General features: G+C 61.6%; 24 protein-coding genes and 1 pseudogene. 8 read left to right on the top strand and 17 right to left on the bottom strand.

Annotated features, from left to right (window positions below):
• Window positions 1-17: 17 nt before the first annotated feature.
• The 7 genes from Q1A06_RS18690 to Q1A06_RS18720 are packed head-to-tail and all read right to left on the bottom strand — an operon-like array spanning window position 18 to window position 7,104.
• Complete coding sequence (locus Q1A06_RS18690; RefSeq protein WP_299567147.1) at window positions 18-389, bottom strand: VOC family protein; 372 nt, start codon at window positions 387-389, stop codon at window positions 18-20.
• Between the two features lie 53 nt (window positions 390-442).
• On the bottom strand, window positions 443-1,219 hold the full coding sequence (locus Q1A06_RS18695) for an SDR family oxidoreductase (RefSeq protein WP_299567149.1): 777 nt from the start codon (window positions 1,217-1,219) through the stop codon (window positions 443-445).
• Window positions 1,220-1,223: 4 nt separating this feature from the next.
• Window positions 1,224-1,991: an SDR family oxidoreductase gene (locus tag Q1A06_RS18700; protein WP_299567151.1), complete on the bottom strand. Its 768-nt coding sequence runs from the start codon at window positions 1,989-1,991 to the stop codon at window positions 1,224-1,226.
• Window positions 1,988-3,295: an acyl-CoA dehydrogenase family protein gene (locus Q1A06_RS18705; RefSeq protein WP_299567153.1), complete on the bottom strand. Its 1,308-nt coding sequence runs from the start codon at window positions 3,293-3,295 to the stop codon at window positions 1,988-1,990. Before Q1A06_RS18705 ends, Q1A06_RS18700 begins: the two co-directional genes overlap by 4 nt.
• Window positions 3,296-3,308: 13 nt before the next feature.
• A complete protein-coding gene (locus Q1A06_RS18710; RefSeq protein ID WP_299567155.1) occupies window positions 3,309-4,088 on the bottom strand; it encodes an enoyl-CoA hydratase-related protein in 780 nt (259 codons plus the stop codon).
• Entirely contained in the window at window positions 4,085-5,374 is a 1,290-nt protein-coding gene (locus tag Q1A06_RS18715; RefSeq protein WP_299567157.1) for a 3-hydroxyacyl-CoA dehydrogenase, read from the bottom strand. Before Q1A06_RS18715 ends, Q1A06_RS18710 begins: the two co-directional genes overlap by 4 nt.
• Entirely contained in the window at window positions 5,371-7,104 is a 1,734-nt protein-coding gene (locus tag Q1A06_RS18720) for a class I adenylate-forming enzyme family protein (protein WP_299567159.1), read from the bottom strand. Before Q1A06_RS18720 ends, Q1A06_RS18715 begins: the two co-directional genes overlap by 4 nt.
• A gap of 625 nt (window positions 7,105-7,729) precedes the next feature.
• Here Q1A06_RS18720 and Q1A06_RS18725 point away from each other — a divergent pair.
• Window positions 7,730-8,584, top strand: coding sequence for a DUF481 domain-containing protein (locus Q1A06_RS18725; protein ID WP_299567161.1), 855 nt, complete (start codon window positions 7,730-7,732; stop codon window positions 8,582-8,584).
• A 115-nt stretch (window positions 8,585-8,699) separates the two neighbouring features.
• On the opposite strand, the gene Q1A06_RS18730 is transcribed toward Q1A06_RS18725, so the two are convergent.
• The 8 genes and pseudogenes from Q1A06_RS18730 to Q1A06_RS18765 all read right to left on the bottom strand — a co-directional run bounded on the left by Q1A06_RS18730 (window position 8,700) and on the right by Q1A06_RS18765 (window position 15,987).
• The gene (locus tag Q1A06_RS18730) at window positions 8,700-9,377 is read right to left on the bottom strand and encodes a nitroreductase (protein WP_299567163.1); all 678 of its coding nucleotides are present in this window, start codon (window positions 9,375-9,377) and stop codon (window positions 8,700-8,702) included.
• Between the two features lie 19 nt (window positions 9,378-9,396).
• Window positions 9,397-10,164 carry a MipA/OmpV family protein gene (locus Q1A06_RS18735; protein WP_299567165.1) on the bottom strand — a complete coding sequence of 256 codons (768 nt, stop codon included), beginning with the start codon at window positions 10,162-10,164 and terminating at the stop codon, window positions 9,397-9,399.
• Window positions 10,165-10,294: 130 nt separating this feature from the next.
• Window positions 10,295-11,602 (bottom strand): TRAP transporter large permease, encoded by a 1,308-nt coding sequence (locus Q1A06_RS18740; protein WP_299567167.1) that lies wholly within the window; start codon window positions 11,600-11,602, stop codon window positions 10,295-10,297.
• Entirely contained in the window at window positions 11,602-12,108 is a 507-nt protein-coding gene (locus Q1A06_RS18745) for a TRAP transporter small permease (RefSeq protein WP_299567169.1), read from the bottom strand. The genes Q1A06_RS18740 and Q1A06_RS18745 overlap by 1 nt, the downstream gene beginning before the upstream one ends.
• Window positions 12,109-12,165: 57 nt before the next feature.
• Window positions 12,166-13,164, bottom strand: a complete 999-nt coding sequence (dctP, locus tag Q1A06_RS18750) for a TRAP transporter substrate-binding protein DctP (protein WP_299567171.1) — start codon at window positions 13,162-13,164, stop codon at window positions 12,166-12,168.
• A 48-nt stretch (window positions 13,165-13,212) separates the two neighbouring features.
• The gene (gene leuD, locus Q1A06_RS18755) at window positions 13,213-13,803 is read right to left on the bottom strand and encodes a 3-isopropylmalate dehydratase small subunit (RefSeq protein ID WP_299567173.1); all 591 of its coding nucleotides are present in this window, start codon (window positions 13,801-13,803) and stop codon (window positions 13,213-13,215) included.
• Window positions 13,800-15,193 (bottom strand): annotated as a pseudogene (gene leuC, locus Q1A06_RS18760) (3-isopropylmalate dehydratase large subunit). Before leuC ends, leuD begins: the two are co-directional and overlap by 4 nt.
• Complete coding sequence (locus Q1A06_RS18765; RefSeq protein WP_299567175.1) at window positions 15,190-15,987, bottom strand: GntR family transcriptional regulator; 798 nt, start codon at window positions 15,985-15,987, stop codon at window positions 15,190-15,192. The pseudogene leuC and the gene Q1A06_RS18765 overlap by 4 nt, the downstream one beginning before the upstream one ends.
• A 162-nt stretch (window positions 15,988-16,149) precedes the next feature.
• Here Q1A06_RS18765 and Q1A06_RS18770 point away from each other — a divergent pair, with 162 nt between their 5' ends.
• Genes Q1A06_RS18770 through Q1A06_RS18795 form a run of 6 tightly spaced genes read left to right on the top strand, consistent with a single transcriptional unit; the run spans window position 16,150 to window position 23,289 of the window.
• The gene (locus Q1A06_RS18770) at window positions 16,150-16,716 is read left to right on the top strand and encodes a tautomerase family protein (RefSeq protein WP_299567177.1); all 567 of its coding nucleotides are present in this window, start codon (window positions 16,150-16,152) and stop codon (window positions 16,714-16,716) included.
• Window positions 16,713-18,410 carry a hydantoinase B/oxoprolinase family protein gene (locus Q1A06_RS18775; protein ID WP_299567179.1) on the top strand — a complete coding sequence of 566 codons (1,698 nt, stop codon included), beginning with the start codon at window positions 16,713-16,715 and terminating at the stop codon, window positions 18,408-18,410. The genes Q1A06_RS18770 and Q1A06_RS18775 overlap by 4 nt, the downstream gene beginning before the upstream one ends.
• Window positions 18,407-20,467 (top strand): hydantoinase/oxoprolinase family protein, encoded by a 2,061-nt coding sequence (locus Q1A06_RS18780; RefSeq protein WP_299567181.1) that lies wholly within the window; start codon window positions 18,407-18,409, stop codon window positions 20,465-20,467. The genes Q1A06_RS18775 and Q1A06_RS18780 overlap by 4 nt, the downstream gene beginning before the upstream one ends.
• On the top strand, window positions 20,464-21,066 hold the full coding sequence (locus tag Q1A06_RS18785; RefSeq protein WP_299567183.1) for an isochorismatase family cysteine hydrolase: 603 nt from the start codon (window positions 20,464-20,466) through the stop codon (window positions 21,064-21,066). The genes Q1A06_RS18780 and Q1A06_RS18785 overlap by 4 nt, the downstream gene beginning before the upstream one ends.
• A complete protein-coding gene (locus Q1A06_RS18790) occupies window positions 21,063-21,923 on the top strand; it encodes an isocitrate lyase/phosphoenolpyruvate mutase family protein (RefSeq protein ID WP_299567185.1) in 861 nt (286 codons plus the stop codon). The genes Q1A06_RS18785 and Q1A06_RS18790 overlap by 4 nt, the downstream gene beginning before the upstream one ends.
• The gene (locus Q1A06_RS18795; protein WP_299567187.1) at window positions 21,910-23,289 is read left to right on the top strand and encodes an FAD-dependent oxidoreductase; all 1,380 of its coding nucleotides are present in this window, start codon (window positions 21,910-21,912) and stop codon (window positions 23,287-23,289) included. The genes Q1A06_RS18790 and Q1A06_RS18795 overlap by 14 nt, the downstream gene beginning before the upstream one ends.
• Window position 23,290: 1 nt before the next feature.
• On the opposite strand, the gene Q1A06_RS18800 is transcribed toward Q1A06_RS18795, so the two are convergent.
• The gene (locus Q1A06_RS18800; protein WP_299567189.1) at window positions 23,291-24,430 is read right to left on the bottom strand and encodes a pyridoxal phosphate-dependent aminotransferase; all 1,140 of its coding nucleotides are present in this window, start codon (window positions 24,428-24,430) and stop codon (window positions 23,291-23,293) included.
• A 45-nt stretch (window positions 24,431-24,475) separates the two neighbouring features.
• Between Q1A06_RS18800 and Q1A06_RS18805 the strand changes: the two genes are divergently transcribed.
• The gene (locus Q1A06_RS18805) at window positions 24,476-25,234 is read left to right on the top strand and encodes an MBL fold metallo-hydrolase (RefSeq protein ID WP_299567191.1); all 759 of its coding nucleotides are present in this window, start codon (window positions 24,476-24,478) and stop codon (window positions 25,232-25,234) included.
• A 3-nt stretch (window positions 25,235-25,237) separates the two neighbouring features.
• Here Q1A06_RS18805 and Q1A06_RS18810 read toward each other — a convergent pair whose 3' ends face one another.
• A complete protein-coding gene (locus Q1A06_RS18810; RefSeq protein ID WP_299567193.1) occupies window positions 25,238-25,963 on the bottom strand; it encodes an SDR family oxidoreductase in 726 nt (241 codons plus the stop codon).
• Window positions 25,964-26,141 lie beyond the last annotated feature (178 nt).

A 26,141-nucleotide genomic window follows, 5' to 3' on the forward strand; every position in this document is an offset into this window, starting at 1 on the left:
CGCAGGCCGGGAACTTTTTATCCAAAAATGAAGAAACACAGCTTGTTGCCGTCCAAGTCCCGGACATAAGCGCCGTAGAACCGGTCCGGAATCCGCTGTCCGGCGGGGCCTTCGCATGTCGCGCCAAGCTCGATCGCACGGTTGTAAAGCGCGTCGATCTCTTCTTTCGTTTCCGCCGGGAACGCGATCATCACGCCATTCCCCGGCGTCGGTGCTTCCTTGTCGTAGGGTTCGCATACGGCAAGCATCGGTGTGCCCCGGCCCGTTCCGATAAATGCAATGCGACCCGCGTCGATCACAACCTTCGCACCCTGCTTCTCGAACAGGTCGCAATAGAATTTCTTTGCGCGTTCCATATCTGAAACGCCGATGGTGGTATAGCCGATCATGAAGGTATCCTTGTTGAAAAAAAGACGCCGGCGTAGCCCCGGCGCTCTGGGAATCAAGCGTCGTCGAAGCTGCCGAAGCGGCGGTTCAGCTTGCGCATGCCGCCGATCCAACGATCATAGTTGTCGGTCTTGTTACGCATGTATTGCACGACTTCCTTATGCGGCAAAACCAGAAACGTCTCGTCGCGGATGGTCTGAACACAGGCCTCTGCTACCGGACCGGGTTCCATCATGCCATTGATCGCGGCGACGTGATCCTCGTGGCCGCGGGTCATTTCGGTACGCACCGCCTGCGGGCACAGAACCGACACCTTGATGCCCTGATCGCCATAGCTCAGCGCCAGCCATTCCGCGAGGCCCACTGCCGCGTGTTTTGTCACGCCGTAGGGTGCCGATCCGATCTGGTTGAGCAGCCCCGCCGCCGAAGCCGTATTGAGCAGATAGCCGCCGCCACGCTCCGACATCAGCGGCACCAGATGGCGCGCCGCCCAGACATGGGACATTACGTTGATCTCCCAGATCTTTTGCCACGCATCGTCCTCGACCTCGACACCACCCGGCACGGAAATACCCGCGTTCGAGCAGAACAGGTCGATCGGTCCTGCATCCTTCTCTACGGTGTCGATCATGCCGGTGATCTGATCCTTGTCCGAGACGTCGACCTGATAGGCGGTACCGCCCATCATCTGTGCCGTCTCCTCGGCGCCGGCCTTGTCCCGGTCGACGCAGGCGATGTACTTCGCGCCTTCCTCGGCAAACCGGACGCACATCGCGCGACCGATTCCCGATGCTGCACCGGTGACGACGATGATCTTGTCTTTCAATTCCATCGCGTCACGTCCACATGTTCGAGCCGCCACAGACGGTCAGCGCCTGTCCGGTCATGTACTTGCTGGCATCGGAGGCGAGATACACGGCCAGCCCCTTGAAATCTTCGGGCTCGCCCAGACGGCGCAGTGGAATATCCTCGTTGATACGCTTTTCCGTTTCCGGGTTTTCCCACAATTCGCGTGCGAATTCTGTTTTCACCAGCCCGGGGCAGATCGCATTGAACCGCACGCCCTTCGGCCCGAACTCCGCCGCGAGATTGCGGCACAGCCCGATCAACGCCAACTTGGACATCCCGTAGGTGCCCAGCATGACAGACGGCTTGAACGCCCCGATCGAGGAGGTGAAGGCCATGGACCCCGACCCTTTTTCGATCATGTCCGGCACCACCATCCGTGCCAGCCAAAGGTTGGATTTGACGTTGGCGTTCATCGTCTTGTCATAGGCATCATCGGGGATCTTCGAGGTCACGCCGTAATAGGGGTTCACACCCGCATTGCCGATCACTGCGTCGATCTTGCCCGCTTTCTCGTGGGTCTGGTCCACGAGTGCCTGCAACTGATCCTCATAGCCCACATTGCAACTGATGCCGTAGGCCTTGCCCTTGCCGAGGGCATTGATGCCTTCGGCTGCTTCGTCCAGCTGGTCCTGCTTGCGCGCGGAAATCACGACGGTCGCTCCGTGCTCTGCCAGTGCGGTCGCCATCGCCAGCCCCATGCCCTTGGAGGCGCCGGTCAGCAGCGCCACCTTTCCGGTGAGATCGAACAAGCTCATACGCCGCTCCGCTCGCGGCCGGTGGCGATCTCGCTGCGGGCGCGATCGGTACGGGCGTTGGATGACTGATAGTCCTTCACCTCGGCGCGCGCGATCACATGATGGTGGACCTCATCGGGGCCGTCCGCATAGCGCAGCGTGCGCTGCGACGTGTACATGCCCGACAATGGCGACCACTGCGAAATGCCCGTGGCACCATGCACCTGCATGGCGTCGTCGATGATGTTACAGACTTTTTCAGGTACCATCGCCTTGATCATCGACACCCAGATGCGGGCTTCCTTGTTGCCCAGCGTATCCATCGCCTTGGCCGCTTTCAGGACCATCAGGCGCATCGCCTCGATCTCGATCTTGGCGCGGGAAATGGTTTCCATGTTCTTGCCCAGGTCGATGATCTTCTTGCCGAACGCTTCGCGCGACAGGCCCCGTTCGATCATCAGATCCAGCGCCTTTTCCGCCGCCCCGATGGAACGCATGCAGTGGTGGATGCGGCCCGGCCCAAGGCGGACCTGCGAAATCTCGAATCCACGACCTTCGCCCCACAGGATGTTTTCCTGCGGCACGCGCACATCCTTGAACTTGATGTGCATGTGGCCGTGCGGCGCGTCGTCGTGGCCAAAGACGTGCATCGGCCCCACGATCTCGACACCGGGGGCGTCGATTGGCACGAGGATCTGCGATTGCTGGCGGAAAGGTTCGGCATCCGGCGACGTCTTGACCATCGTGATCATGATCTTGCAGCGCGGATCACCCGCACCGGAGATGTAATACTTCTCGCCGTTGATCACCCATTCGCCGTTTTCCAACACGGCGGAGGTCGAAATGTTCTTTGCATCCGACGACGCCATGTCAGGTTCGGTCATCGCGAAGGCCGACCGGATCTCGCCGCGCAGCAGCGGCTTGAGCCACTGCTCCTTCTGCTCGGGCGTGCCGATCCGCTCCAGTACTTCCATGTTGCCGGTGTCGGGCGCAGAGCAGTTCAGCGTCTCGGACGCGAGCGGGCTCTTGCCCAGCTCCGCCGCGATGTAGGCGTAGTCGAGGTTCGACAGGCCCTCACCGGTTTCCGCGTTCGGCAAAAAGAAATTCCACAGCCCTTCGTCGCGTGCCTTCTGCTTGGCTGTCTCCAGCAATTCAAGCTGTCCGGGCGCATGTGACCAACGGTCCTCCCGACCTTCGCCGAGGCGATAATACTCTTCGGTAATCGGATCCACGTTCTCGCGGATATGCTTGATCACAGCTGCCAAGAGAGGCTTGTTCTTCTCTGACATCGCAAGATTGTTCATTTCCATCGGTATATCGGACATCGGTGTCTCCTGATTATTTATTGACCCAGTTGGGTTTACGTTTCTCGACGAAGGCGCTGACGCCTTCCTTGAAATCTTCGGTCTTGCTCAGATCCTCGATCACCTCGCGCGAGAACTCGATGCTGTCGGCCATGCCATCGGCCTTGGCCATCTCGTTGAGCACCCGTTTCGTCGCCTTCACGGCGGAGGGGGAAACGGTGCACAGCTCTTCGGCCTTGGCCATCGCGCGTTCCATCAATTGATCGTGCGGAACGACTTCGTTCACGCAACCGATTTTCAACGCCTCATCCGCACCGATGGTGCGTCCGGTGAACATCATTTCCTGCGCGGCCAATCGACCGATATAGCGCGACAAACGCTGTACACCCGATGCCGCGGCGAAGAAGCCGACCTTTACCTCGGGCAGCGCGAATTTCGCGTTCTCCGACGCGATCAGCATATCGCAGCTCAGCGCAGTTTCGAACCCGCCACCCATGGCAAAGCCGTTCACCGCAGCGATCAGCGGTTTCTCCAGATCAAAGCGCGAGGACAGACCGGCAAAACCGCTGTCAGGCATCCCCTTCTTGCCGCCACCTGTGGCCGTCGCCTTGAGATCGTTACCGGCGGAAAAGGCCTTGTCCCCCGCGCCGGTCAGCACCGCGACCCACAGATCGCGGTCGGCGGCGAAGTCGTCCCAACACTGCGCCATCTCGTGGTGCATGTCGGCGTGCACCGCGTTGTACACGTCGGGGCGGTTCATGGTCACGACCAGAATATGGCCCTTCTTCTCTGTCTTGATGAAGTCGTAGCTCATACCTTCAGCCCTCCGGTGTCGATTTCGGTAAACTTGCCACCTTCTTTTGCCAATTTGCGCAGCGTCTCGGCGGGGGCGAATTCAGGATCTTCCGCGCCGAGTTTTTCCATCCGGTCCAGCACCGCCTGCGCGCCGACCATGTCGCCATAGAACATCGGTCCGCCCTTGTCGGCGGGCCAGCCATAGCCGTTGAGCCAGACCACATCGATATCCGACGGACGCTGTGCCTTGTTCTCTTCGAGAATTTTCACCGCCTCGTTGATCATCGGATAGATACAGATTTCGATGATTTCATCCTCGCTCATCGTGGAGGGTTCCGCGCCGGTGATGTCCTTGATCACCTTCGCCGTCACATCCGACGGGACCGGCTGGCGGTTCTCGTCGTAGTCATAGAAACCCGCCTTGGTCTTCTGGCCGCGCCGGTCCATTTCGCAAAGCGCGTCGCGGATCGGGTTGTCGGTCGTTGCGCCCTTGGACCAGCCGATATCGAGGCCTGCGAGATCGCTCATCTGGAACGGACCCATCTTGAAGCCGAACGCGTTCAGCGCCGCATCCACATCCCACGGCATCAGCCCCTGTTGCAGCAGCTTGTTGGCTTGCTTCTGGCGCGCGAACAAAATGCGGTTGCCCACGAAACCGGGGCAGACGCCCACCAGCGTCGCAATCTTGTTGATGTCTTTCGCCAGATCCATACAGGTTGCAACCACGTCGTCCGCGGTATGCTTGGCACGCACGATTTCGAGCAGCTTCATCACGTTGGCAGGCGAGAAGAAATGAAGGCCGATCACGTCTTCGGGGCGATCTGTCATGCCAGCGATTTCGTTGATGTCCAGCGCGGACGTGTTGGTGGCGAGGATCGCGCCCTTCTTCATCACACGGTCCAGCTCGGTGAAGATCTTGCGCTTGAGGTCCATGTCCTCGAACACCGCTTCGATCACCAGATCGCATTCCGCCAGATCGCCCAGCTCAAGCCGCCCCTCGAAACGGTTCATTCGCGCCTCGACCTCATCCTGCGGAAAACGTCCCTTGTCGGAAGATCGCTGATAGTTGCCGCGTACCACCTTCAGGCCACGGTCAAGCGCCTCCTGCGTCGTCTCAACGATCTTCACCTCATATCCCGCCGTGGCGAAATTCATCGCGATGCCGCCGCCCATGGTTCCGGCGCCGATGATGCCCACGGTCTTGATCTCGCGCTTGGGCGTGTTGGGGTCCAGGCCTTCGACGTCCCACGCCTTTTTGCCGGCTTGCGCGATGTAGGATCCGATGTCTTCTGTCGTTGGTGTCATGCTTTGTTGTCTCCGTTTTCCAGACAGACCGCGCGCAGGCTGCGCCGGTCAATTTTATCTGTGGTTCCGCGTGCCAGCGGTTCGTGCTGGACCCACAGATGCTGCGGTATCTTGAATTGCGCCAAATGGCTGTCCAGCGCCTGCGCCATTTCGGCGTGTGTCATGCTCGCCCCTTCGGCGAGTTGCACACAGGCACCTACGCTTTCGCCCAACCGTTCATCGGGTACCGAGAATGCGCAGGCGTCGATGACGTGCGGCAGGCGGTGCAGCGCGCCTTCGACATCAAGACAGGCGATGTTTTCACCGCCGCGAATGATGATGTTCTTCTTGCGGTCGAGAATGGTGATGTAGCCGTCCGCGTCCATTACCGCCAAATCACCGGTTTTCAGCCAGCCATCCTGCAGGGCATCCGCCGTCGCCTCAGGCTGATTGAGATAGCAGCGCATGTTGGCGGGGCTTTTGACGGTAATCTCGCCCAGCTCGCCCAGAGGGACCTCGTTGCCATCATCGTCAAGCAGTTTGAGTTCCTGAACCGGCGGGTGAAGTTTGCCCGCGCATTCGGGGCGCGCGACGTAGTCATCACCGATCATCCCGATGCCAAGGGCGTTCGTTTCCGTCATACCCCAACCGGTCGCGATACCCGCGTTCGGAAAGGCGTCGGCCAGCGCCGCCACCTGTGCTCCGGGCCGCTTGGCCCCGCCCGAGCCGACATAATCCAGTGTTTCCAGTTGCGTGCCCATGCGGCGCGCCGCCGTCATCAGCTCTGCCGATTGCGTCGGCACGCCCAGAAAGCGGGTGATCTTCTCGGAACGGATCAGCCGTACCGCCTCCTCCGCGTCCCACTTTCGCATGAGTGTGACGTGCGCCCCGGCCACGAGGCTCAGCAGGAACAGCGGATGGGTGGCAGTGACATGGAACAGCGGCGTCGCCACCAGAGCTGAGGGCCGCAACGCATCGGGCGCGCCTCCCTCGGGCGGCGTGACAAGGGGTGCCACGACCGCCTGCATCAACCAGGTGAATACCGCGTTCACCGCACTGCGGTGGGTCTGGACCACCCCCTTGGGATGCCCCATGGTGCCCGATGAATACATCACCGCGAAATCGTCATCGGTATCGATCGTGATATCCAGAGGTTCCGCACTGGATGCGCCATCGCGCAGAGCTCCGTATTTGTGTTGCGACATCTGTTCACCATCGCGCACCCCGATCACGGTCAGATCAAGCTCCGCCGTCAGCGGCTGCAGACGTTCCGCCCGCGGGCCATCGGCGAACACCAGCTTTGCGTCGCTGTCGCGCAACGCGTACTCAAGTTCTTGCGTTGTCCACCAGGCGTTCAGGAACACCACTGTGGCGCCGGTGGCGGAAATCGCGAGAACCGCTGTCAGCAATTCAGGATAGTTACGCAAGGCAATCGCAACGCGGTCCTGCTTGCCGATGCCGAACGTGTCCTTGAGAACATGTGACATTCGATGCACTTCCTCGGAGAAAGCGCCGTACGTCCACCGCTCTCCCTCATAAAGAAGGTAATTCGCAGCGCCGTCCGCATGTTGTGCCATTCCAGCGGCAAGCAACGCGGGAACGGTCGGTGGAATGTTCTTAAAAGCTTTGTACGTCACGCCGCGTATTTCCGCGGGCGCAACTGCGAAGGTCGGATTGGTGCTCAGGACATGCGCTACGGCCTCTTCGGGGCTCATCGCGGTCATGCGTGGCACTTCCGGGTAAAGTGACATTCTTTCATCGTGACCCTCCCAAGTCGATGCCGTCCGCACCCACCTCCCTTGGGGGCGCGACTCCTTCTGAAGGTAGACTAGGGGTAAATTTCTTCGCTGCCAATACCGCAGGTCGGAACTTCGTTTCGCAATATCAGATTCCCGCATATGCGCCGGCTTTGGCCAAGCGGGCATATATAGGTGCCTGCTCGAAGAGACACCAAAATATTACATAACTAGTATTACGCCTGCTTTAGTGGTCACTGGCGCACACCCCCTGATCGGCCCCATGGGATGCGACCCTGTCTACTTTGCTATCGAAAAACCAATCCAGGGTTGCGAAAATAACACGCATTTACCGAAATATCGCGGAATTACAACCATGCGGCGAAAATCTGCCGGTTGGCATCTTCCCGTTTGACCTTACAACTCATTGAAACAACATAGTTATTTCACGCTTTTTCTAATGGCCGCCAAAGCAATTTACCCTGTCGCGCCGCTGAAATTTCAAGTGAGAAATTATCAGCTTATAGGCAATTAATATCAATATAGCTTTCCCCATACGCTTCTTCTATACGGTTTGACAGCACAGAAGCTCCCGGTCCTTGCGATAGGTCGGGTCACCTTTTTGGGAAAGGAATGACCCATGAACACTCTTTTGAAACTCGCCACCGTTTCCGCGCTGGCACTTTCCGTTGCTGCCCCTGCGTTCGCGCAGACCCGCATCACCGGTATCGAAGCCCTGAACGACGACATCGACGACATCACAGATGACGTAAACGATGATCTCGACGACCAGAACGACATCGAGCGTTTCGGCCCGAACGGCGTGCCACAAGGCTGGCGCGGTTCGTTCGCTTTGTCCGCATCCGGAACGGACGGCAACACCGACACAGGTGAAGTCGCCGGTGCCGGCCGCCTGACATATGGTGTCGGCGATTGGAACCACCTGATGGGCTTCGCCATCGAATACGGCGAAGACAATGGCGACACCAGCGAAGAGAAATTCTTTGCAACATACGAAGGCAGCCGCCAGTTCACACCCGAATGGTATGCGTTCGGTATCGCCCGGTACCAGTATGACGGCTACCTGACAGACGACAACGATGACGAAATCGACGGCTCCGAAACAGACGCCTTCCTCGGCTTTGGTCCAGGCTACCGTGTCCTGCGGGATCCAAACCACACATGGCGTGTGCAGGCGGGCCCCGGCGTGCGTTACTTCAAGGACGTGACCGGCGACTCTGAGACCGAAGGTGGTTTCATCGTTTCCTCGCGCTACTTCTACGCGTTCAACGATACCGTATCGTTCACAATGGACACGGACATTCTTGGCTCCGATGTCAACACGATCGTCTCGAACGACGCTGGCGTGAACTACAAACTGTCGGACAACCTGTCGACACGGGTCAGCTTGCGGACAGACTACAACACCGATCCGGTTGCTGGCACAGAATCCACCGACAACACACTCGGTGTTTCTCTGGTTCTCGGCTTCTGAACCGGAAAAACGGTATGGTGTCGCCGGGTACCCTCGTACCGCGCGACACCATCACCGGAGGAGGATGGGATTGCCCCCATCCTCCTTTTTCCGTTTTCAGTACATCATTTCTGAATTATTCGTCGAACCCAACGAACCGCGCGACGTCATTTACATCGCGCCGCTTTGACACCACGGCATTGGCCGAGAAATCCTCGTCCGGCCAACCCATCGCCACGCAGGTCATGATCACTTCGTCGTCGGGGATTTGCGCGTGCTCGCGCACAACAGGCGATTGCATGATGCCCTGGCCATTGATCACAGCACCCAATCCGCGCGACCACGCTGCAAGCACCAGACCGTAGGTCACGGCACCCAGATCGAAGTGCGCGATGGTGCCACCGTCGAGCGATTTGTCGAAAGTCACGACGATCGAGACCGGCGCGTCGAACTGGCGAAACCCGCGCATCACCCAATCTTGCCGCATCTCCTTGTCGTCCCGCGCGATGCCCATTGCGGCGAACAGCTGTTTTGCGATTTCAACCTGTCGATCGCGGTGCGGACCCTCATAGGCGCCGTGGTCAGCGATCTCACGCACGGGCGCGATCCCGGAGAGCATGCGGGTGGAGTTGCCCTCCCGCACTTTCTCCAACGGCTTCCCGGTCAGCACGTGCAGATGCCAGGGCTGCGTGTTCATCGACGACGGCGCGCGATTGGCCAGTGCGATGATCTCTTCGATCACGTCGCGCGGAACGGGTTTTTTCTGAAATCCGCGAATGCTGCGGCGCGATTGCATCGCCTCGTCAAGGTTCATGAAGGGATCTATCCGTCGTTTAGAAGTTCAGCGTGAAAACGCGGCTCAGACCCAGGCGCACACGCCATTGGTCTTCCGATCCGGTGGCCGTGATCGGGCTGTCGGCGGCATCGTTGAGCAGCTTCTCATAGCTGACCGCACCCTCAATGGCCCATCTATCATCGAGGAAATAGGTGCCCTGCACCTCGATACCCGCTGACATGGCACCGCCATCCGCGTCGTAGATCCCGAACGAAGACGCCGCCGCCTCGTCAGCAGTCACGCCGAAATAGGTGTTGGCATAGTCGCTGTCGCCGAAGTTCACGCGAGGGCCCGCGGTAAACAGCCAACGGTCGCTGGGGCGATAGATCAAGTCGGCACCCACGGTCCCGGTGACGGCGGTATGTCCGCCGATACCCTTGCGCACTTCGCCAAAGGCCTTCCAATAGGTCTGCTGGTATCCGATGCCGAAACCCAGCTCGACTGCTGTATCAATATCGTCAAGGCCCGTCAGCTCGTCATAGTCGTCGCTGTCCCGCTCGCCGATCACCTTGAACGCGCCAAAGTAGGTGAAGCCGTTGGCGGGGATGCCGCGCACACCGCTGCCGATGTCTGTGCCGCCCCATTTCAGCGCGCCGAATTTGAAACCGAAATCCGCAGCACCCTGATAGTTGTCGGAACCGGGGTAATCGGGCACCGCAGCAGCACCACCGCGCAGTGAGAAGTTGAAGGACCGGTCCTGCGCGGACGCTGGCAGGGCCAGACCGATCGCGAAAATGCTGGCAGACAGAAGGGGAACGAAACGCATCGGGGCAAACTCCAAAAACAGATGCGAACGCAGCAGCAGCGTCCGCGGATTGCGACCATTCATAAGCGCCGCGTTTCATCAAGTATATCGGGAAAATGATATTTCCACCCCGCATGTTGCCGCTGCACCCTCACAAACCGGGCAACCACAGCGCGAGCTGCGGAAATGCGATCAACAGCACGACCAGAAGCATTGAGCAGGCCATATAGGGCAGTGCCGAGCCGTAGATTTCGCGCATCGTCGTTTCTTTGGGCGCCACGCCTTTCATCACGAACAACAGCAGTCCGAACGGCGGCGTGGTAAAACTGATTTCCAGCGCGAGCAGGATGATAAGCCCGAACCAGATCGGATCGAATCCCAGCGTTGCCGCCAGCGGAAAAAAGATCGGCACGGTGAGCAACATCATCGAAATCTGCTCCATGAACATGCCGAGCAGCAAAAGGACCCCGAACATCACCAGCAGCATCGCGACCGGGGCAAGATCGAACGAGGTGGCCCAGCGGATCAACCCGCTGGACGCACCCGAGAACGCCAACAGCTGGCTGAACGTCGCGGACCCGAACACGATGAGATAGGCCATGAGCGTCACCCGGAGCGCGCCGATCACCGATTTCTTCATCGAATCCCATGTCAGGCAGCGGAACAAAACGCCCAGGATCAACACCCCCAGCGCACCGAAGGCCGCCGCCTCGGAGGGCGTGATCAGACCACCCACCATGCCGATCACGATGATGACCATCACCGATAGCATCGGCACGATGTCCCTGAACAGCAGCCCCAGCTTGGCACCGGTGTTCAGCGTCTCGACGTCATAGGCTGGGGCGGCATCCGGGTCGATCCGCGTTTGCACGTAGATCGTTGCAATATAGAAGGTCGCAAGGATCAGCCCCGGAACAACCCCCGCGATCAGCAATGCCCCCACATCGATTCGCGCCAGCGTCGCCAGCAGCACGGCCAGCGCCGAGGGCGGGATGATGATCGCCAAACCGCCGGTGCCGAGGATCGGACCGATAGACATGTGTTTCTTGTACCCCCGGTTCGTCATCTCCGGCACCATGAGAGAGCCCAGCAGGGCGGTAGAGCCCATCGACGACCCCGACAGCGTCGAGAATGCGGTGCCGCCCAGCACCGTCACATACGACAGGCGGCCCGGCAGCCGGCCCAGCAGCTTGTCGATGGCATTGAACATGCGCGCGCCCAGACCGGTGTGAAAAAAGATCTCTCCCATAAGAAGAAACAGCGGGATCGGCACCAGTGCAAAATTGGTCAGCCCGCCAAACCCGTTGTTGAGCATTAGGGTGACACCGCGCGCGCCGCCCATGAAAAACCACGCGCCGATGATATTCGCTGCCAGAAACGCGAGCGCGACAGGCATACCGATCGCCATCAGCACGAGGATAGAGCCGATCAGCAGGCCGAGCGATTCAAACCATTCCATTATTCGTGAATTCCCGCTTCGCCGGAGTGCATGAGGTCAGCGCCGAATACGAAGCGACTGAATTCGATGGCCATGAGGCCAAAGCTGACCGGAAAAGCCAGCGTCAGTATCCATTTCGGGAAATAATAGGCCCGCACGTCCAGATCATTACGCGCGATATTGGTAAGCATCAGCTCCCCGCCTTTCCACGCCAGCATCACACAGACAGCAACGCAGAGCGCCGCCACCGTGCGGCTGACGATCCGGCGTGCGGAGCCGGGCAAGGCGGCCGTGACCAGCTCAATATGCACATGGCCTTTTTCGCGCACCAGCCAGGGCGCGCCCAGCATCGTCATGTACAAGATCGCGTATTCGGAAGAGGTGAACAGCCACGCAAAAGGCTGCATTCCGAGATTGCGCATGGTGACGGACATGATGACGGAAATCATCAACCAGACAAGCATAAGTCCCGCGATGCCCGCCATCGCGTAGAGTACCGCGCGGTACGCCTTGCCGATCAGTTCCATTCTGTGCGCCGCCTCCGTAAGACAGGCGCACGGGTGATCCCGCGCGCCACGTTTCGTCTATTTGTCGTAAAAAAGCTCGATCAGCTTGTCGTAGTTTCCAGCCCCCTGGGGCGCCTCTTCCATGAGGCTTTTCATGCGGTCCCACGTGTTCTGGACCGCTGCCGCCAGATATTCGTCGGCCGCGTCCCCTTCGAGCGTTACCACCGTCATCCCCGCCTCCTCGAGCGCCTTGAAATCTTCGTCGCGCACGGCGCCCAGCTTTTCGGCGGATTCTTTTTCGTGTGCAATCGCCACGTCCTGCACAATTGTCCGCGCCTCTTCCGACAGGCTGTTCCACTTCTCAAGGTTCACAATCACGCCCAGGTCGGTCGAGAAAAAGCACGGCTCGATCCGATAGTTCAGGAACTCGTTCCACTTCAGGTCGATCAAACCGATCTGGGTCCAGCCGGTCGCATCCACGACGCCCCTCTCTAGCGCGGCGTAGACTTCGGTGGTGGGCAAGTCGATCACCTGCGCGCCGAGATAGTCGGTGAAGAACGCATTATAAACGGCGTTGCCGCGCAGCTTCAGTCCGGAGACATCCAGATTTCCGCTGTCGTCCAGCGCCGGCTCATCGCGCGTCCACAGGTTGTAGCAGACCCCGGAATCGAACCAGCCGAGGTATTTGACGCCCATCTTTTCCTGGTGGATCTCGTCGATCAATGCGATGCCGCCATTCTCGCGCACTTCGGCCGCGACCTTGTTCGACGTGACCAGCGCGTCTTTCTCGGGCAAGGCACCTGCGTAAAAGCTGCCGGGTGTGTAGACCATGTCGACGACACCGGCGCGCACCGCGTCGGGCTGCTGGAACATGCCGATGGCCTCCGGTCCGCCGCGCACTTCGATCTGCACGACGCCGTCGCCCGCGTCGTTCACCTTGTCGACAAATTCCAGAAACGATTTCGTATAGATCAGCGATTCGGGAAAGGCGTGCACGGCAGTGATCGTTTCCTGCGCATAGGCCGTGCCGGCCAGCGCCGTCGTGGCGAGGATGCCGCCGAGAATTGTATTTTTCATTTGGTTTTTCTCCCTTGTTGGTGACGCATTTCGCGCCTTTCATGCTTGCTATTGCGTGGGTTTCGTCCACGGATGCGCGGCAAGTCTGCCCGCCCAAAACTGTCTGATCGCGTCCGCGTGCTGTGCTGTCAGATCAATGTCGTCCCAGCCGTTCATCAGCTTTTGCCGCCAGACAGGGTCCAGATCAAAGGTCACGGTGGTGTCGCCTACGGTTACGGTTCCCGCGTCAAGATCCACGCGCGCCGACGCATCCGCCTGTCCAAGCGCATTGATCAGCGCCTCGATCTCCTCCGTCTTGATGCGTGCGGGAAGCAGGCCGTTGTTCACCGCATTGCCCGCGAAAATATCCCCGAAGCTGGGGGCGAGCACGGCGCGGACTCCGAAATCAACCAGCGCATAAACCGCTGCCTCGCGGCTTGATCCGGTACCGAAATTGCGACGGGTAATCAGAACATCAATCTGCGCGTGGCGGTTCAAAGGATGATCTGCGTCATCCACACGCGCATCGTAGAGCAGGAACTCTCCATAACCATCCTTGCGCGGCTGCGACATGAACCGCGACGGAATCAATTGATCGGTGTCTACATTCGCCTGCGCCAACGCCACCGCACGCCCTTCGATCATGCTCCAGCCGCTCATGTCCGCCCCTCCAGCAGGGGCCGCACATCGCCAGATGCCCGTTGACCGCAGCGGCGGCCACCATCGCCGGGCTCATCAGGTGGGTGCGCGCACCGCGTCCCTGTCGGCCCTTGAAATTGCGGTTGGTGGATGACGCACAGCGTTTACCGTTCCCGACGCGGTCGCCGTTCATGCCGACACACATCGAACAGCCCGCATCGGCCCATTCAAGCCCCGCATCCACGAACACCTTCGCCAACCCTTCGGCCTCGGCCTGTTCCTTTACCTGCGTGGACCCCGGAGACACCAACCCCGGCACCTTCGCGGTGCGCCCTTTCAGCACCGCCGCAGCCAGTCGCAAATCCTCGATCCGCCCGTTGGTGCACGAGCCGATGAACACCTGATCAATGGCGATCCGGTCCAGCGGCGTACCTGCCGTCAGTTTCATATAATCCAGCGACGCGCGGGCGTGCGCCGCCTTGCCCCCCGGCAGGCTGTCGGGATCGGGTACCGCACCGGTGATCGGCAGCGCCTCTTCGGGCGTGGTGCCCCAGGTGACGGTCGGCGCGATGTCGCCCGCATCAAACGCCACCTCGCGGTCAAACGCGGCATCCCTATCGCTTATCAGCGCGCGCCAATCGGCAACCGCCGCTGTCCGGGCCTCGCCCGCCGGCGCGAACGGACGCCCCTTGATATATGCAAATGTCACATCATCAGGCGCCACCATGCCCAGCCGCGCGCCGCCCTCGATCGACAGGTTACACAGGGTCATCCGCCCCTCCATGCTCAGCGCCTCGACCGCCGCGCCGGTATATTCAATCGCGTGACCGCGCGCCCCGCCCGCGCCCAACTGCGCAATCCAGTGCAGCGCCATATCCTTCGCCGCGACCCCGGCGCCAAGCGCCCCGTCAAACCGAATGCGCATTGTTTCGGGCCGCTTTTGCCAGATCGTCTGCGTGGCAAGGATATGCGCCACCTCTGTCGCCCCGACCCCGAACGCCAGCGCGCCAAAGGCTCCATGGGTAGATGTATGACTGTCGCCGCAGTTGATCAGCAGCCCCGGCAGGGTCAGCCCCTGCTCCGGCCCGATCACATGCACGATCCCCTGCCCCGGATCGCGCAGATCGAATAGCTTGATCCCCGTCTCTCGCGCGTTCTCGCCCAGCGTCGTGATCATCCGGCGAATGTCGGGGGCCATGTCGCCCGCCCGCGTCGGCGCGTAGTGATCGACAACCCCGAATGTCAGGTCCGGCTGTGCGACCGGCATACCGCGTTCCTTGAGCTTGGCAAACGCGTGGTGCGACCCTTCGTGCACCAGATGCCGGTCCACCCACAGCAGGGATGTGCCATCGTCGCGCCTGAGGATCTCGTGTGCGTCCCACAGCTTGTCGAGCATCGTGCGCGCCGTCATTCCGCAGCCTCCTGCATCGCCTTGTTCACCACCGGCTCCCAATGCCGGCCTTCGCCGGCGCCCACACGGCTCAGCATCATCTCCAGCTTAAACATGTCGGGGCGGTAAAGGGCCGCGAGGTATTCCACCCCCCGCCCGTCCACGTCACGCACGACACGGTTGAGCGACAGCAAGGGTGCGCCGACGCTCAGCCCCAGCACCTCGGCGACGTCCGGCGAGGCGAGCGTCGCGCTGACGCTTTGATCCGCTGTCTCGACCTCGACGCCCGACCGCTCCAGCAACCGGAACAGCGGCGTCGTGGCCAGTTCGGCCTCGGTATAATTCTCGGCAATCGCTTCGGGGACGTAGGTCGTCAGATGCGAAAACGCCTGTCCCTCGACCAACCGCAAGCGCACGGCGGTCTGCACGCGCGCCTGCGAACCCAGCTTCATCGCGGCGGCGACGCCCGTGGGCGGCAGCCCATAGCTGAACGACAGCAACCGCGCCGTCGTCGTCTGGCCCATCTCCACGACCTGCGGCATCAGCGTCGTGAAATCGGCAGCCATCGAGGGCGTCGCCGTCGATGCGCGTACCCGCGTACCGGCCCCCGCGCGCCGCTCGATCAACCCGTCCGCATCCAGCGCGTCCAAGGCACGGCGGACCGTGACCCGTGAGACGTTCAGCGCCGCCGCCAGCTTTTGCTCGCCGGGAAGGATGTCGCCGACCGGATAGACACCCCGCGCGATTTCGTCGTGCAACTGAAGATAGACACGCCGCGCCTTGCCCCCCTCGGGGAGGCCGCTCTGCGTTTTCACAGAAGGTCTGTCAGGCATACTTTTGAACCCTTTCCGGTATGGCAAGCCTAACGGCGAAAAACACAAATGCAAGAAATCTATCTGCTTTTGGCCGAAAAATTTGATCTATGCCTAACGTCTAATCTGTATTACAAAACATACAGCTTTCAGAGGAGGACAGACGTGCCGGTACTGCAAATTCATGTGCTCGAAGGGTACTCGGACGCCGACAAGACCCGCCTGAGCCACGCATTGACGGACGCCGTGCGCATCGTCGTGCCCGCGCCGCCCGAGGCCGTCACGGTCATGATCCACGAGATGCAATCGAACGACTACATGCGTGGCCGTGAACGGCGCACCCCCGCGCCTGCCCTGCCCGACCCCGCCGAAACCGTGCGTCGCTTTCTCGCCGCGATGGAGGCGCGTGATCTGGACACTGCGGGCAGCATGCTGGGCGCGGGATTCACCATGACTTTTCCAGCCACCGCACCGATGACCACCCTGACCGAGATGATCGACTGGGCCGCGCCCCGCTACCGCTTTGTCGCCAAGACCTACGAAGGCATCGACGCAATGCAATCCGCTGGCGAGGCCGCAATCGTCTACTGTCGTGGCACATTGTCGGGCGAATGGCCTGATGGCACCGCCTTCGACGGCATCCGGTTCATCGACCGCTTCGAGGTGATTCAGGGCCTTTTGACCCGGCAGGATGTCTGGAACGACATCGCAGAAACAAAGGCATTGTCATGACTACAGAAATCGACCCGATCACGCTGGCCGTACTGGCCGGACGCATGGAGCAGATCGCCGACGAGATGGACGCGACCCTGTTTCGTGCGGCCTTCAACCCGATCATCGCGGAGGCGCATGATGCCTCGCACGGCCTGTATCACGCGGTATCGGGCGACACGCTGGTACAGGGCAAATCCGGCCTGCCGATTTTTGTCGGTGTGATGTCGTTCGCCGTGAAGGCGGTGATCGACAAGGCGGCGAAGAACGGTGATTTGGAAGACGGCGATATCTATATCTTCAACGATGCGCACATCGGCGGCACCCATCTGAGCGATATGCGCCTTGTCAGACCTTATTTTCACGATGGGAAGCTGTTTTGCTATCTCGCCTCGGTAGGTCACTGGCACGATGTGGGTGGTGCCGTGCCGGGCAACTACAACCCGGCGGCCACAGACGCGTTTCAGGAGGCTTTCGTGCTGCCGCCCGTGCGCTTGGTCAAAGGCGGCGAGACGCAGACTGACATCATCGAGATCCTCATGCGCAACACCCGCCTGCCGCAATCCGCACAGGGCGATCTGAACGGACAATTGGGCGCGCTCGACCTCGGCGTGCGCCGGATGGACGAGCTGTTGGCGGAATACGGTGCGGATACGGTACGCGCCGCATTGGATGCGCTGCAGGACCGTGCGGAAGCGTTGATGCGCGCAGAGCTTTCGGATCTGCCCGATGGCCGCTGGGAGGCGACAGATTACCTCGATAACGATGGCATCACAGATACGCCGCTCGCGATCAAGGTCGCCCTTGAGATCAGCGGCGACACCATGACGCTGGATTTTGACGGCACCGCGCCGCGCTGTGCCGGTCCGGTCAACATCGCGCTGCCTACCGCGGTCGCTACGGCCTATGTCGCGATCAAACATATTTTCCCCAGCCTTCCGGCCAATGCGGGCGTGATGCGCCCCATCAACGTAAAGATCCCTGACGGCTCGCTCCTGTGCGCCCCCTTCCCCGCCCCCGTTGGCGGATATACGGAGACGATCTTGCGGATGATCGACGTGATATTTACCGCCGCAGCCGGGGCCGCCCCGGACCGCGTGGTGGCCAACGCCTATGGCACGATCAACGCGCTGTCGATCTCGGGCAAGCGTGACAATGGTCAGCCGTGGGTAATGTTCAGCTTTTACGGCGGCGGGCATGGCGGCTCCGCCGAAAGCGACGGGCTCAACCACGGCAACGCGCCGATCTCCACCGCAACGATTCCGCCGATGGAAATCCTCGAGGCCGCCTATCCGGTGATGTTCAAACAGTGGGCCCTGCGCCCTGACAGCGCAGGCGCGGGGATGCATCGCGGCGGCATGGGTGCCACCTATGAGATCGAAGTGCTGGAGGGCAACGGCGCGAAAGCGTTCCTGTTCGGAGAGCGCGGACGCTATGCCCCGCACGGCGTGGCGGGCGGCGGCGATGCGGCGCTCAACGTGTTCAGCTATGAGCAGGACGACGGCTGGCATCACCCGCCGATGGCCTCGAAAATGGTCGGTATCCGTCTCGAACAAGGGCAATCCGTGCGGCTCGACACACCCGGCGGTGGGGGGTACGGCGCACCCTCCGACCGCGCACCCGAAGCGGTGGCGCGCGACGTTGCCGCAGGGTTCCTCTCGCCCGACAAGGCCGACACAGACTATGGCCCGGCGTGGCAGGAGGTTACACAATGAGCAGCCGCATGATCGGTGTCGACGTGGGCGGCACATTCACCGACATTTTCGTTCTCGACGAAGCGACCGGCAAGGCGCAGGTCGCCAAGGTGCCGACAACGCGCCCGGACCAGTCGGGCGGGTTTCTGGGCGCCATCGGGGCGCGCGTCGATGACCTATCGACGGTGTCCGTTGTTGTGCATGGCACCACCGCCGGTACCAACGCGCTGCTCGAACGCAAGGGTGCCAAGATCGGTGTGATTACCACTGCCGGTCTGCGCGATGTGCTGGAAATGCGCCGCCGCGACCGACCCCGCACATGGGGTCTGCGCGGAGAGTTCACGCCCGTGGTCGACCGCGCACACCGTCTTGAGGTGCCTGAACGCACGCTTGCCGATGGTACAATCCGCACGCCCGTCGATCTCGACGCCGTGCGCGACGCCGCCCGCCAGCTGATCGCGGATGATTGCCGCGCCGTGGCGATCCTGTTCGCCAATTCCTACGCCAACGCTGAAAACGAGGTCAAAGCCGTCGCCGCCGTCCGCGAAATATGGCCCAACGCGCATGTCTCTTCCTCCTCCGAAATCCTGCCCGAGATCCGCGAGTTCGAACGGTTCTCGACCACCGCGCTCAACGCCTATCTTCAGCCCGAAGTGTCGGGGTACCTCAACCGGCTGGAAACCGCATTGAAGGATGGCGGGTTCGGGGGCGAGTTCATGATCGTGCAATCGAACGGCGGCGTGATGGATGTGGACACTGCGGCGAAATTGCCAGTGCGCACGGCGCTGTCCGGTCCCGCCGCCGGGGTGATCGCTGCAGGCTATATCGCGCAGGCAGCAGGTTTTCCCGACGTCATCACCGGCGATATGGGCGGCACATCGTTCGACGTGTCGCTGATTGCCAAGGGCGAAAGCATGCTGTCCCCGCAAACCTCCATCGACTTCGGCATGGTCGTCCGCTCCCCGATGATCGAAATCACGACCATCGGCGCGGGTGGCGGATCCATCGCCTGGGTGGACAGAGGCGGATTGCTTAACATCGGGCCGGAAAGCGCGGGATCGACGCCCGGCCCTGTTGCTTACGGCCAGGGCAATACCCGCCCCACCGTGACGGATGCCAACGTGGTTCTGGGCCGGATCGACCCCGACAATCCCATCGGCGGCAAGCTTGCCCGTCTTGATGTAGAGGCCGCCAAGGCCGCAATCCTCGAACATGTGGGCAAGCCGCTGAACCTCGATGCGCTGGCCGCCGCAGAGGCAATCCTGCGCGTCGCCAACAGCCGGATGGCGGGGGCGCTGCGGCTTGTCTCCATCGAACGCGGGTTCGACCCGAAACGCTTTGCATTTATGCCGTTCGGTGGCGGCGGCGCGCTTCATTCCGGTGCGATGCTGGCCGATGTGGGCCTCGCCCGGGCCATCGTGCCGCGCTATCCCGGTGTCACCTCCGCGATGGGCTGTGTCATCGCCGATATGCGGCAGGATTTCGTGCAGACCGTCAACGCCATGCTCGACGGGATCGATGCGCAGGCCATCGGCGCGCAGATGCAACGCCACGTCGACGACGGGCTCGCCATGCTCGACGCCGCGCGTACGACCTTTGAGGCGCGCGAGACCACATTCACTTTCGACATGGCCTACCTCGGCCAGACCCACACCGTTAGCGTGCCGGTGAATGTCGATGTAACGGACGGGCAGGTGTCCGCACCGACGCAGGACCAGATCGGCGAAGCGTTCGACGGCGCCTACCGCGCCACATACGGTCGACTGCTGGCGAACGGCACCCGACGCGTGATCAACCTGCGCTCTGCGGTGACGGGCAAACGGCCGCGCTTTGATCTGGCCACGCTCGCCCCGGCGGGTGGTTCCGTCGAGGCGGCGTTCAAGGGCACGCGTCAAGTCTACTTCGATAGCGCGTGGCACGAAACCAAACTCTACGACAGGCTTGCCCTGCCGGTGGGTGCCGAAATTGCCGGTCCGGCGATTCTGGAGCAGCCGGACACGACCGTGCTGATCGAACCCGATCTTGTCGGGCGCATCGACGCCTTCGGAAATACACTGATTGAAAGGGCGACCCCATGATCCCCGCGCGCACCGCACTTCTGACAATCGATCTTCAGAACGACTTTCTGCACCCCGAAGGCGCGTACGGACGTGCCGGACAATCGGCGGAGGCGATCGCGGCCCTGCCCGACCGGATCAAACCCTTGCGCGACGTGTTGCTCGCGGCGGGCGGTACATATATTTCCGCGCAGTTCACCCTGGTACCCGGACGCGCAGGTGAGCCGCTGATTGCCGAGCACCTCAGGACATTACGCCCATTCCTGACCAAGGGCGATTTCGCCCCCAACAGCTTCGGCCACGCGCTTACCGATACACTGGCCCCCGCCGATTTCACGGTCGAAAAGGTCGCCTATTCCGCCTTCTACCAGACCCGCCTCGAATATGTCCTCCGCAAAACGGGCATCGACACGCTGATCATCGGCGGGATCGTAACCAACGGCGGTGTCGCCAGCACCGTGCGCGACGCGCATCTGCGCGACATTCACACGATCCTGCTGTCCGATGGATGCGCCGCGTTCAAGGCAGACGTGCACGATGCGACACTCGTTTCGCTCGGCTCGGTTTCGAAGATCACGACCTGCGCACAGGCCACCGCCCTGATTGGCGGTGCGTCATGATCCTGCGCAACCGGTTGACCGCTTCGGAAATCCTTATCGCGCCGGGCGTCTACGACGGGCTGACCGCCGCATTGGCCACCGATGCGGGGTTCGAGGCGCTGTATCTCTCCGGTGCCGCAGTCGCGTACACCCGGCTGGGCCGTCCCGACATCGGCCTGACCACGGCGAGCGAAATGGCGGAGACGATGGCGCTGATCGCGGACCGCACGGATCTGCCGGTGATCATGGATGCCGATACCGGCTTTGGCAACGCGCTCAATGCGCGGCGCACCATGCAAAGCTACGAACGCGCGGGCGCGGCCGCCTTGCAGGTGGAGGACCAGACCTATCCGAAGAAATGCGGGCATCTGTCGGACAAATCGCTGATCCCCGTCAACGAGATGACAGGCAAGATCGCCGCGATGGCTGATGCACGCCGGCACGATACGCTGATTGTCGCGCGCACGGATGCCATCGCAGTGGAAGGTTTTTCCGCCGCCGCGGACCGTGCCGATGCCTATATCGAGGCGGGTGCCGATGTTTTGTTCATTGAGGCTCCGCGCGACCGCGACGAGCTGGCTAACATCCCCGCGCGCTTCAAGGGCCGCGTGCCGCTGCTCGCCAACATGGTCGAAGGCGGCGCGACGCCGATTTCATCGGCACATGCGTTGCAGGAGATCGGATTCGACGTGGTTATCTTTCCCGGCGGCATCGTGCGCGCGCTGGCCCGCACGGCGCAGGATTACTATGCGAGTCTCCACAAAGCAGGCTCTAACAAGCCCTTCTCGGACCGGATGCATGATTTTGATGGACTGAACGACGCCATCGGAACGCCGGAAATGCTATCTTTGGGAAAGAAATTCGATGGCCGATCCTGAGGTCCAGCTGCCGCGCGAAAGTTACGATATCGACGTCGAAACCCTGATCATCGGCGCGGGCGCCTGTGGAATGGTTGCTGCACTTGCCGCGCACGAGGCGGGACAGGACGTTATGATTGTCGAAGCAGATCCGCTGCCGACCGGCTCAACCGCGCTCAGCGCCGGTCTGATCCCGGCCGCCGGCACCCGGTTTCAGCGCGCGGAAGCCATCGACGACACGCCCGACCTGTTTGCCGCAGATATCCGCGCAAAGGCCCACGACGAAAACGAGCACGCGCTGGAAAACGCGCTCGCGCAAGGGGCGGCTCCGGTGATCGAATGGCTGGCCGATAGGCACGGCCTGCCGTTTTCCGTCATCACCGATTTCGATTACCCCGGCCACGCCCGGCGGCGGATGCACGGGCTGCCGGCCCGATCGGGAGCCGAGCTTATCGACGCGCTGCGCAGCAGGATCGAGGCGCTGGACATTCCGCTGATCTGCGATCGCCGCGCCGATGTGCTTTACGCCAAGGGCGCTCGCGTGTCCGGCGCTCGCCTTACCCTACCCGACGGCAGCCACGAGACCATTGGCGCGGGACGCATTATTCTTGCCTGCAACGGATTTGGGGGAAATCGCGAGATGGTGTCCGCTCACATGCCCGATATCGATAACGGGGTGTGGTTCGGCCACGACGGCAATCGGGGCGAGGCCGTGCTGTGGGGCACGGCGTTGGGCGCCGCCACCCGGCATCTCGGCGCGTATCAGGGCCACGGCAACGTCGCCCACCCGCACGGGATACTGATCACATGGGCGGTCATCAGCCAAGGTGGTTTTCAGGTGAACATCGAAGGCAAACGCTTTTGGAACGAGGCGCAAGGCTATTCCGAGGCCGCGCGCGCCGTGCTCGCGCAACCGGGCGGTGTGGCATGGACCATTTTCGATGCGCGCATCGGGGGGACCGCACGGCAATTCGCCGACTTCAAACAGGCGGAAACGCAGGGCGCGATATTACAGGCCGGCAGCATCGAAACACTGGAAGAACTTTGCAAGTTCCCGCGGGGCGTTCTTGCGGCCACAGTCGATGAACTCCCCTATGCAAAGACGGATTCCTTCGGACGCAACTGGGATGTGCCCCGCCTGCAGCCGCCGTTCTGCGCCGTTCAGGTGACAGGGGCGCTGTTCCATACCCAAGGCGGTCTGGACATCGATCCTGACAGCGCGCTGGTGCGCCGGGCGTCCGGCGGTTGCTTCGACAACCTGTACGCCGCCGGAGGGGCGGCCTGCGGCGTATCGGGCGCAGGCGACAGCGGATATCTGTCCGGCAACGGTCTGCTGGCGGCCACGGTGCTTGGCTACATCGCTGGCACGCACCGCGTGCAGGGTTGAGTCAAACCGGTGTGGCTGCCTGCCAATCCGAGAGCGCGCAGGAAAGCCGGTCGAGCCCGTCCGACAGATTGACCGACGCGCCGCCGCCCACGCCAAGACGGATATGTCCGGGTTGATCATAGGCGCTGCCCGGCAGCACGAATGTGCGGTAAGGATCGCCCAGAAGGAATCGCGCGAACGCATCGCTGTCGATGCCCTCAGGCAAGCGGCCCAGCCCGATCAGACCAGCGCGCGGGCTGACCCAGCCAAGTCCCCGCTGCGCCGCGATCCACTCGTTCATCTGCGTCAGATGCGCCTTGCCCGCGCCGCGTGCCTGCGTCATTGCGGCGTCATAGCGGTCGGGGCGCAGTGCGACTTCGGCGATCACCTCGCCCATGATGTTCATGATTTCCGAAGAGTTTTCGCGCAGGATCACCGCATCGCGCACCATACCTGCATCGGGACAGATCAGCCACCCGGTGCGCAGGCCCTGCAGACCCAGCGCCTTGCTGACCGAGCCTGTGGTGATCCCGCGTGCGTACATCCCCGCGACGGAGGCCGCGCGCGGTCCGTTCCATTCCAGCCCGGCATAGACCTCGTCCACCAGCAGCCACGCACCCGCCCGGTCCGCGATGCGCACCACCTCGCGCAGCTCCGCATCCGACAAAAGATCCCCCGTGGGATTGTTGGGGTTGGTTAGAAAGATCATCCGCGTCTTTGCGGATACCGCATCCGCCAGCGCGTCCAGCGGCAGGTGCCATCCCTCCTCCTCGCGTCGCGTGACCTTGACGATATCCGCGCCGATCGCCTTGGCCAGAACCTCGGCCTGCGGCCAGCCCGGCGTCTCGATCACGATCTCGTCGCCCGGCTGCACCAGCTGCATGATCGCCAGGTAATTCGCCTCTGCCGCACCGGCGGTGATCAGAACATCGGCAGGCGTGAACAGGCCGCCCAGACTCGCCTGCCGTAAGACGTGCTCCTTCAGCTCAGGCAGACCGGTAAAATCACGGTTGTTCCAGTCCAGCCTCAGCGTCGGATCAAGGTCGGGCAGGAAATCGCCAAGCACCGGAGAGTCAGCCAGCGAGAACCCCACGATGGCTTCAGGCTCCGCTTGCGTGGTCTCCAGAAGATATTGAAACAACGTGTGTATCTTGACTTTCATTCCGCGCCCTCGCTTACTCGCGTGCAGTTGCGCGAGGTGATTGACATGAAAAACCAAACCCGCCTGAAGGGCAAACCCATTCGCATGGCGGTACTTGATTACGGTCTGTTTCAGGTCCACGCCAACGGGCGCATCATCGGCATCTGCGGCTTTGTCATCCAGACGGACGCGGATGAGACCGTGCTGATCGACACCGGCTTTCCGCCCAAATACGCCGAAGATGCCAAGGCGGCGACGCGCGAGGATGATCTCGGCAGTTTCGGTCGCGTGCTGTCCGTGACGCCCGACAACATGGTCGGCCCGCAACTGGCCAAGCTGGGGCTGTCGAAATCCGACGTGACGCTGATGATCCAAAGCCACACGCACATCGACCATGTGGGCGATATGGCCGGTTTTCCCGGTGTGCCGATCCTGATCGCGGCGGCCGAGCGCGCCCTGCCCCGTCCGCTTTATTGGTCGGGTAAACAGTCGATGGACTGGCCCGACGCCGAGTATATTCTGATCGAAGAGGATACCGAAATCGGTCCTGGCTTTACCGTGCTGCTGTGTCCGGGCCACGCGCCCGGCCAGCTTGCCTTCATGATCGACCTGCCCAACACCGGCGCGATCCTGCTGACCTCCGACGCGATCAGCCGCGCGGCGGAAATCGACGAGAAGTTCTCAGGATCATGGGATGAAACCCTGGCGATCCACCACGGCGCGCGGATCATGAAAATGGCGCAGGACCGCGACGCGATGGTGATCTATGGCCACAGCCCCGACCAGTGGCCGGACCTGAAAAAAGCGCCCGATTGGTTCACCTGAGGGCTACCGCACGTCGCGCCCCTGATTGAGGATGATGACATTGCCACTGGAGATGTCACCGGCGGGGGAGATCAAAAACCCGACCCACGCGGCGATCTCGCTGGGCTGCATCGCGCGGCCGTGCGGCATCTGGGCAATCGCCTTGTCCAGCACTTCCTTGCTCACCACGCCGAACAGCGGCGTTTCCGTCATTGCGGGAGCGATGGAATTTACCGCGATCTTGTCGGTTGCATAACGCCGCGCGAGGTCCTTGGTCAGCGTGTCGAGTGCAGCCTTCGACGCGCGGTAATGCGGCGGATCGAAGGCGTCGAAATTATACGCGCCGTTTGACGAGATATTGACGATCTTGCGCACGCCCGCGCGCCCCATCATTTGCTTGACCGCCGCCTGACAACAGTGGAACGCGCCGGAAAAGTTCAGCGCCATCTGCTTTTCGAATTCGGCCTCGGGGATATCCGGGAACTCCGACATGAGACAGGTGCCCGCGTTGTTGACCAGCGCATCCACCCCGCCGTGCGCCGCCTCGATCCGGGCAAAGGCGGCGTTGGTCGCGGCCCCGTCCGTCAGGTCGGTGACGATACCGGTGAACCGGTCGTCCTGCGCCAGATCATCCAGACCGGCACGATCCACGTCCAGTCCGCAGACCAACATTCCGTCCTCCAACAGCTGCGCCACGATGGCGCGCCCCATACCGCCCGCGGCACCGGTGACAACGGCAATCTTCTTCATATCCCTGACCCTTTTTCATTCCTGCACGATCATGGAGTCATGTTTCGCGCACGGGAACAAGCGTACCTTGGCAAAGAAAGCAACTTCATCCCACTCACAAAGCCATCCCACCCACAAAGCCGTGCGACCGCGACAGCATCGACATCGGCGCGGACGGGGCGATGAACAGGATACAGCG

This window comes from uncultured Sulfitobacter sp., assembly GCF_947497275.1.
In the GTDB taxonomy this organism is placed as follows: domain Bacteria; phylum Pseudomonadota; class Alphaproteobacteria; order Rhodobacterales; family Rhodobacteraceae; genus Sulfitobacter.